We start from the raw sequence: 8,475 nt of genomic DNA, 5'->3' as shown, positions 1-8,475 counted from the left end.
ACGCTCAGCCACAGGCTGAAACGAATGAACCCCGGGAGAAATCCCGGGGTTTTTTGTTGACGTACGATCAATAGTCCTCTCCCGTGGGAGAAGCGGGAGAGAACACCGATCACGGCACGCTCACGCCGTAGTAGCTGCCCTGGCCCCTCTCAAGTATCTGCCGGTCCGACGTAGAGAGAGCCGAGGGGAGCATGACGAATTCGGAGATGGGGCCGGACCAGCCGCGGCCGGAGATCATCCGGTCGCTGCCAATACTCCACCGATAGTTCTGCGACGTGGGGGCCGTCGCGTAGACCGTGGCAAGGGGCCATGGCAAGGCAATTGCGTTTGCCGATGCAGCAAGCTGGGCCCCATTTCGTGCCCAATTGTCGAAGGCAAGCGTATGGTAGAAGAAGGATGAACCTAGGAGACTGGCGTGGAAGAAGGGCGGCGCCGGGCCGGCGCCACCGAACAGGCCGGCATACGAGGCAATCCAGCCCGTCTGCGTTCCGCTACCATACTGGGCGACTGCGGAGACCGCGCCGATCGCGAAGAACTGTGCTGTCATGCCCAGAAAGGTCGTGTTCGTGACGGATGGCCAGATCAGGCCCGGGCGTCCACCCGCCATATCGACACTTCCCGCATTGACAATGCGGGGTTGATTGGCCGCCGTGGCCTGAACGGCGTTGCGCCCGTTTCCGGACTGGTCATACCAGGTGGAAATGAAGCAGGAGTTCGATCCGCAGAAACCGGTGAGCGCCGCGGTGTCAATATGGCCGCCGATGGTGAAGCCGATGTTCTGTTCGGTGTTGTCTGAGGACCGCCGCACCCGCAGCAAGGAGCCGGAGTAGCCGCTGCGCAGGCGGCGCACGGAGAAGGCGGCGGCAGATGCGGGCAGGCTGTCGAGGACGCCGGTGAAGCTGGGCGTTGATGCCACCGTCTTCGCCGCACCGGTTCCGCCAGCGGCGGTGGAGACCGTGACCGAGAGCGTGAGCGTGCCCGTGGGGAGTGCCGAGACATCGACGTTGGAGACGGTATGTGGGCTTCCGCCGATGGTGCCGGAACCCGTGACGCTGCCGGAGCCGCCGCTGGAGGTGATGGTGTAGGTGAAGGATGCGCCTGTGGGCGCCTTCGCGATGGCGAAGCTCACGGCACTGGCGTTTGCATTGGTGATGGGGCTCGTGGTGAAGGTGGCGGTGTAGGTCTGCACCTTGAGGGCCGAGGTGTCGGGCACGGTGAAGGTGAGGCTGGATGCCGGGTTGCCTGCAATGTCGGTGATGCTGCCGCCGTTGAGGTCCAGCGGCGCGGCGATGGTGATGCCGTTGGCATCGAAGTCTCCTGCCTGCACGGCGTAGCTGAAGGTGAGTGCCGCCGTGCCGGAGCCCGAGGCATAGGTGGCGAAACGCGTGGCGCCGCCGACGTCGATGGCGATGCGCGGCGTGCCGGTGACGATGACGGGCTCGCTTGCCGTGGCGGTGAAGACGAGCGTGGCTGCCGAGGCAGGCATGGCGCAGAGACAGAGGATCGCCAGACCGCGCGCCATTTCGATCAGTCGGGAGAGGAAGTGCATGGGGCTCGGTTTCCTCATGCTATTGCACCGCGATACCGTAATAGGCGCCCTGGTTGCGCTCCAGCGTCTGGCGCTCCGACGTTGACAGGGTGATATTGAACAATGTCACCTCGGAAATGGTGCCGACCCAGTCGCCAACCCCGCCGCCGGGGCCGGTGCCGCCGATCCAGAACACATGGGTCGAGGGAATGTAGACCGTGGTGGCGTCACCCACAGTCTCGACTCCGTCGAGCGCCCCCGACAGGCCTAAGGTGCCGGAGACGACCGTGACCACGCGCTGCTGCTGGGTGGAGCCCATGAGACTCACCTTCGCTCCTGCGATGTTGGCGCCGAGATAGCTGGCGCCTCCATTGACCGCCCGGATGATGCGGCCGACGTTGCCGGTGACATCGAAACCACCACGATCACCCATGATGTGCATCTGGCCCGTGCTGGCGGCCGAGCGCACCACGGCATTGGTGCTGCCGCGGATAGTCTGGGGGATGGACGGTGCGACCAGCACCCTCCCTCCTGCGGTGTAGCGCAGTGTGGGCCTACCACCCTCCACGTCCAACGTGCCTGCGTTCATGATGCGTGGCTGGCTAGCGGCAGTGGCCTGCACCGCGTCGCGCCCATTGCCGGACTGATCATACAGCGCCAACACAAAGCAAGACGAGGACCCGCAGAAACTTGTGAGCGTGGTGATATCGAGGGCACCGGCGATGGAGGCGGCAATGTCGCGCTCCGCATTGTCGGGCGAACGCCGGACGCGCAGCAGCGGGCCGCCATAGGCGCCGCCCAACCGGCGGAGGGAGAGCGCCAGCGCCGCCGCAGGCAGGTTGTCGAGGACGCCGGTGAAGGTGGGCGTGGACGTGGACGTCTTCGTAGAACCCGTTCCGCTAGCCGCTGTGGAGACGGTGACCGAGAGAGTGAGCATGCCGGAGGGGAGCGCTGAGACATCGACGTTCGCGACGCTATGGCTCGCACCGGCGATGGTGCCGGAGCCAGAGACGGTCCCCGCCCCGCCGCTGGAGGTGATGCTATAGCTGAAGGACGCACCCGTGGGCGCCTTGGCGATGGCGAAGCTCACGGCATTGGCATTGGCCTCGGTGATGGGGCTGGTGGTGAAGGCCGCCGTGTAGGTTTGCACCTTGATGGCGGAGGTGTTCGGCACGGTGAAGGTAAGGGCGGTGGGCGGATTGCCCGCGACATCGGTGAGCGTGCCGCCGTTGAGCTCCAGCGGCGCGGCGATGGTGATGCCGTTGGCATCGAAGTCTCCTGCCTGCACGGCATAGCTGAAGCTGAGTGCCGCCGTGCCGGAGCCCGAAGCATAGGTCGCATAACGCGTCGCACCGCCGACATCGATGGCGATGCGCGGGGTTCCCGTCACCACCACGGGCTCGCTGGCGGTGAGGGTGAAGTTCAGCGTCGCGGCCATGGCGGGTGCGGTGAACAGCAAGAGGCACATGACTGTGCTGAACAGCAATGGCACCGCATGCCAGAACAGGCGGCGAGGATGTGGACGGGCCATCACGGCACGCTGACGCCGAAGTAGGCGCTCTGGCTGTTCTCGATGGAGAGCCGGTCGCTCGCGGTGAGAGCTGCCGGGAACATCAGGAATTCGGAGATCGGGCCGGACCAGCCGCGCAGGGCGAGCGTCCGGTCACAGCCGATGCTCCACTGGGTGCCGAAGGCAGGCGTCGCCGTCGCGTACATGGTCGCCCACGGCCACGGCAAGGCGACGGCACTCACCGATGACGCAAGAGCAGCGCCATTGCGGGCCCAATTCTGGAAGGACGGCGAGTGCCAGAGCGTGGACGTTCCCGCAGCAGTGCCGACGATGGAGACGCCGGTGGAGCCGAACAGGCCCACGAAATCGGAGATCCAGCCGGTGCGGGCGCCATCGTCATGTTGGCTGACCACCGAGACGGCACCGACCGAGAAAGTCACAGTCGTGCGCAGAAAGGTCGTATTGGCGGCGGAGGGCCAGACGAGGCTGGGGCGTCTGCCCGCGGTATCCATGACCCCGGCGTTCACGATGCGCGGCTGGTTGGCGGCAGTGGCCTGCGCGGCATCGCGCCCGTTTCCGGACTGATCATACCAGGTGGTGTCGAAGCAGGACGAGACGCCGCAGAAGCTCGAGAGCGCCTGAGTGTTCAGATGACCCAGGAGCGTGGCGCCGATATCCTGCTGGGTACCGTCCGACGCGCGCCGCACCCGGATGAGCGGGCCCGAATAGGCCCCGCGCACGCGGCGGATGGAAAAGGATGCGGCAGGAGACAGGCTGTCGAGGATGCCGGTGAAGCCGGGGGTGGCCGTCGCCGTCCGCGCCGCACCCGTGCCGCTTGCGGCCGTGGAGACCGTTACGGACAGCGTCAGCGTGCCGACAGGCAAGTTGGACAAATCGAGGCCTGAAACCGTTTGGCTGTTGCTGCCGATGGTGCCGGAACCGGTGACGCTGCCGGAGCCGCCATCCGATGTGATAGAATAGGTGAAGGAGGCTCCCGTGGGGGCCTTGGCGATGGTGAAACCCACCGCGCTGGCATTGGCTTCGGTGATGGGGTTGGTGGTGAAGGCCGTGGTGTAGGTCTGCACCTTCAGGGCCGAGGTGTCTGGCAGGGTGAAGCTGAGGTTCGATGCTGTGTTACCCGCGACGTCGGCGATGCTGCCGCCGTTGAGCTCCAGCGGCGCGGTGACCGTGATGCCGTCTGCGTCGAAGTCTCCGGCCTGCACTGCATAGCTGAAGGTGAGTGCGCTGGTGCCGGAGCCAGAGACATATGTGGCGTAGCGCGTGACGCCACCCACATCGATGGCGATGCGCGGTGCGCCCGTAACCACTGCCGGTTCGCTTGTCGCCACCGTGAAGGCAAGATTGGCCGCAGCGGCCTTGGTACACAGCAGGCACAGCAGAGCCAGAAGCCAGGCGGCGTGGTGCAGCCTTGCGGGCTTCCCGCAGGCTGACCTTCACCTGTCGCGCGCTGGCTGACGGACCAGACCTCAGAGATCGTCATAGGTGCCTGCGGCCGGTGGCGTGACGGAGACGATGGTGGGTGCAAGCGTGTCCTTTGTCACCGTGGCAGTGGCAGCACTGCCTGCATTGCCCAACGTGTCGGTGAGCGTGATCGAGAGGGTCAGCGTGCCGTCACCCAGCCCTGAGAGATTGAGTCCGGTGATCTGCTGCGGGTCGGTGCCCACGGTGCCGCTGCCCGTGACGGCGGTGCCGCCGCCGGAGCTGGTGATGGAGAAGCTGTAGCTGGAGCCGATCTCGCCACCTGAAATCTGGAAGCCCGCGTTGGTGCTGTTGGCGGCGGACACCGCAGCACTGAGGAAGGCAGCGCTGTAGCCGGTTGGTGGCAGGCCATCGAGAGTGGCGGTGGCCTGCCGTGCGGCACCCGTGCCGCCTGCGGCGGTGGTGACGGTGACCGCGACGGTGATCGTGCCCACGGGCAGGCTGGTGACATCGACGCCGGTGACCGACTGGGCATTGCTGGTGATGGTGCCCGACCCCGTGACGGAGCCAGCACCACCGCTCGAGGTGATCACATAGTTGAAACTGGCGCCCTGCGGCGCCTTGGCGATGGTGAAGCCCACCGCATTGGCATTGGCACTGGTGATCGGGCTGGTGGTGAAGGCCACGGTATAGGTCTGGATCTTGATGCCGGAGGTGTCGGGCGCGGTGAAGCTCAGGTTCGTCGCCGCGTTTCCGGTGCCGTCGGTGAAGTTCCCGCCATTGAGATCGAGCGGTGAGACGAGCGCGATGCCATTGGCATCGAAATCCCGCGCCTGGACCGCATAGCTGAAGGTGAGCGAACTGGTTCCGGAGCCTGCCGTGTAGGTGGCGTAGCGCGTGACGCCGCCGACGTCGACGGCGATGCGCGGCGTTCCCGTGACGGTCACTGGCTCGCTGAGAGTGAGTGTGAAGTTGAGCGTTGCCGCGAGGGCCGAGGTGCTGAGGAGACCCAGAAACGGAATGATCCCGAGGCTGCGGCGCAGCCATGCATGCTTACAGTTCATTGAAAGTCCCCGATGATGGAGGTGTTATTGCGACGATGACCGGTGCGGAGCTGTCCTTCGCCATGGTGTCGGTCACCGGTGTCCCGAGATTGCCAAGCGGGTCCGAGAGCGTGAGGGAGAGCGTCAACGTACCATCAACGAGACCCGACAGGTCGAGCCCGGTGACCTGCTGCTGGGGCGAACTGACCGTGCCATTGCCAGTGACGGGCGTGCCGCCGTTGGAGCTGGTGATGGTGTAGGTGAAGGTTGCCCCGACCTCGGCCGCCGACAACGCGAAGACCGCCGCCGTGATGGGGCTGGCCATGAACGATACGCCATAACCCGATGGTGGCTCGCTGTCGAAGATGACGGTGGTGGGGTTCGAGGCCGCGGTGGGATTGTCGCCGCCGGTGGCGGCCGCAGCTGGCACCTGAAGCGCAACTGCGCCCTGGCCATCTGGCGTGATATCAACCGTCCAGGTGATGTTGTCAGCCGTTTGAAGGTTACTGGCCGTGCCGTTGGTAACGACAACGTCCGACAGATCAAAGCCGCTCACGGCGCGACTGAAGGCGATCCTGAACTGGATCGGGATGACATTGATCGGGCCTGGCGTTGCCACTTCCGTGGTGACGCTCACCGCAGAGGTGGCCTTCGCGATCTGCGCGGTGACGGGGCGGCCGACCGCGCCTTGCTTCGAGGTAACGCTGAGCGTGAGCGTGAGCGTGCCATCGGCAAGCCCAGAAACATCGATGCTGCCACTGGGCTGCGGGTCACCCTCGACGCGCCCCGATCCGGCAACCGGGGTTCCGCCGCCAGAGCTGGTGATGGTGTAGCTGTAGCTTGCGGATCGTGGCGCCCCGGCAAGTTCGAAGGCAAGCGATGCCTGGTTCGAGGTGTTCACGTCGCTCTCGAGGAATTGCACGGTGTAGTCGTTCGGCACGTCCCGCGTTTCGGTGCGGATGATGTTCTCGCGGTTGACGAAGGCAAGCCGCCGGGCATTCACCGATCCGGACTGCGCACCGATTCCGCCGAAGTGATCGGCCCCAAGTTGATAGGTGAGCCGCAGGCCGCCCTGGACATCACCACTGTCATCGGCGGAAATGGTCGCGCCAAGCTGCAGGGCTGGGCTCACATCATAGTCCGCCGTGAGCTTCAGCCCAGTCTTGTCATTCTCGGTGTCCTGCTCCCAGCGGAAGGCCGACAGCGATACCCTGAGATCTTCCAGCCGGGGCACCTGGCCCGCAATGCCGACATCCCAGCCCGACAATGGCCGTTCCTCGATATTCGTGGTCCTTTCCGTCCATCCGCTGAGCGCCATGTAGCGGTTTGCGAAGAGGGTGAAATCGGACGTCGAGGCTTCCAGCCCAAGGCTCATGCGTTCATGGCCGATCGGAAACTCGCGGTCATAGAATGCGTTGACGCCGAGCATCCAGTCACTGTCCGGCACCAGATAGCGATAGCCCAGACCCACATTGACGGTGGTGTCCTCGAAGTCCGAGCGGATTGCGGCCTCAAGGAAAAGGGTGTGATCGAGTGCTTCGGACTCAAACAGCGAATCGACTGTTCTCGCTTCGATGTGGGCGCGCCGCCCGGGAAACCATTCGACTTGCGTCTCGAGGTTCCGCAGGAAGTGGATGCCGTTGTCCTGGCCAAATTGGGTGGCGTCATCGATGAGGCTGCTGACCTGCTGGTTCGCCGCAGCGGCGACGACCTGGTAGGCGCCGTTCGTGATCTCGCGGCTGTCTGGTGCCTTGCCTTCGACGATCAGGCGCAGCGCGGCCTGTTGGCCCAGGCCCCAGAAACCATCCAGTGTGTTGGCGAGGAGCGTCCCCGAGCCTGCATCACCCAGCAGCTGCGAGGGCCTCATCCGGCCAGCCACGGCACCCAGAGCGGTGGACGCAATGGCGGAGCGAACCGTTCTGCCATCGATCTCACCTTGCATTGCATCCGATGCAACACCTAGCTCTCCCGGCGCGGTGCCTGGCTGCTCCGGCATGGTGGATGTTATGTCTTGCAGCGGCTCTGCGGAGGAAGAGCTTGCAGGCAAGATCATGGGAAATGGATCGTCAACCTCCGGCGGTGGCTCGCCTGCCGGGTCCACCGCGACGAGGTTCTGTGGAAGCTGCGCCGCAACAGCGGTTCGGGGTGGCTTCGAGGATGCAGGCTCAACACTGCGCTCGTCGAGTACAGAGATCGATTTCTTACCTAACGGAATTTTGGTTGTTTTCGGACGTCGCTCCTCTGGCAATTGCTTCCACAGGATCGTGACGTTGCGCGGAGGAAGAGAGTGATGTGCTGGTTCTGCCAAGACCAGCGGGGTCGCCGGCGTGGCCGCACAACAATGATCAATGGCGACACTCCCGCCGACATCAGGTACCTGCCAGTGACGACAGGCGCGCTCGGCGAGGTACAGACCGGCCAGCAGCACTGATGCTGACAGCCCGCTGACAACGCTGCGCAATAAAAGCATATTCCTGGATCGGGACCGCTGTCTGAAGTTCCAGCCTAACCCCGCTCGCTTGTGCCAGACTTTCGCTGGCCGCTTCCCATGCCCCCTCTACCCGCCATCGGTTGGAGCTGCCGCACGTGCAGGAACAAGCCCCCCCGCCCCGCAGGCTCAAGCGGCGGAATGGCCGTGTTCCGCAGTCCGGCCCCCAGCCACGCAAGGGATGAAATCCGGTCCTTCTTACAGACACTTGGATGCTGGAGGCGGGGGACCATCACACGGACGTTTCATGTGTGAACGCTCTTGCATTCGTGACCGTATCGGACTAAAGACAGCCCCGGTCAGCGCCCGTAGCTCAGCTGGATAGAGCACCAGACTACGAATCTGGGGGTCATGGGTTCGAATCCTGTCGGGCGCGCCAAATTATTCCAAATAAATCATATACTTACATGCGACCGCCATGGAGATCAAAGGGTCCGCCTCGTTTACGGTAAGCGCACGGTAAGCA

General features: G+C 64.5%; 5 protein-coding genes and 1 tRNA gene. 1 reads left to right on the top strand and 5 read right to left on the bottom strand.

All coding sequences use genetic code 11. The features are described from left to right. Positions 1–109: 109 nt before the first annotated feature. The 5 genes from WCJ41_RS18455 to WCJ41_RS18435 all read right to left on the bottom strand — a co-directional run bounded on the left by WCJ41_RS18455 (position 110) and on the right by WCJ41_RS18435 (position 7,517). The gene (locus WCJ41_RS18455) at positions 110–1,549 is read right to left on the bottom strand and encodes an arabinofuranosidase catalytic domain-containing protein (protein WP_336907306.1); all 1,440 of its coding nucleotides are present in this window, start codon (positions 1,547–1,549) and stop codon (positions 110–112) included. A 19-nt stretch (positions 1,550–1,568) separates the two neighbouring features. Next, entirely contained in the window at positions 1,569–3,059 is a 1,491-nt protein-coding gene (locus tag WCJ41_RS18450) for an arabinofuranosidase catalytic domain-containing protein (protein ID WP_336907305.1), read from the bottom strand. Further along, complete coding sequence (locus WCJ41_RS18445; protein WP_336907304.1) at positions 3,059–4,387, bottom strand: arabinofuranosidase catalytic domain-containing protein; 1,329 nt, start codon at positions 4,385–4,387, stop codon at positions 3,059–3,061. The genes WCJ41_RS18450 and WCJ41_RS18445 overlap by 1 nt, the downstream gene beginning before the upstream one ends. A gap of 138 nt (positions 4,388–4,525) precedes the next feature. Continuing rightward, complete coding sequence (locus WCJ41_RS18440; protein ID WP_336907303.1) at positions 4,526–5,542, bottom strand: hypothetical protein; 1,017 nt, start codon at positions 5,540–5,542, stop codon at positions 4,526–4,528. Continuing rightward, positions 5,532–7,517, bottom strand: a complete 1,986-nt coding sequence (locus WCJ41_RS18435; RefSeq protein ID WP_336907302.1) for an inverse autotransporter beta domain-containing protein — start codon at positions 7,515–7,517, stop codon at positions 5,532–5,534. The genes WCJ41_RS18440 and WCJ41_RS18435 overlap by 11 nt, the downstream gene beginning before the upstream one ends. 794 nt (positions 7,518–8,311) lie before the next feature. Here WCJ41_RS18435 and WCJ41_RS18430 point away from each other — a divergent pair. Then, positions 8,312–8,388: transfer RNA gene (locus tag WCJ41_RS18430), tRNA-Arg, on the top strand. The last annotated feature ends 87 nt before the right edge of the window (positions 8,389–8,475 follow it).

Origin of the sequence: Aestuariivirga sp. (genome assembly GCF_037139295.1) — a bacterium.
Classification (GTDB): Bacteria; Pseudomonadota; Alphaproteobacteria; order Rhizobiales; family Aestuariivirgaceae; genus Aestuariivirga.
Note: the sequence above shows the minus strand (reverse complement) of the source record. Positions and strands in the feature narration are given on the sequence as shown.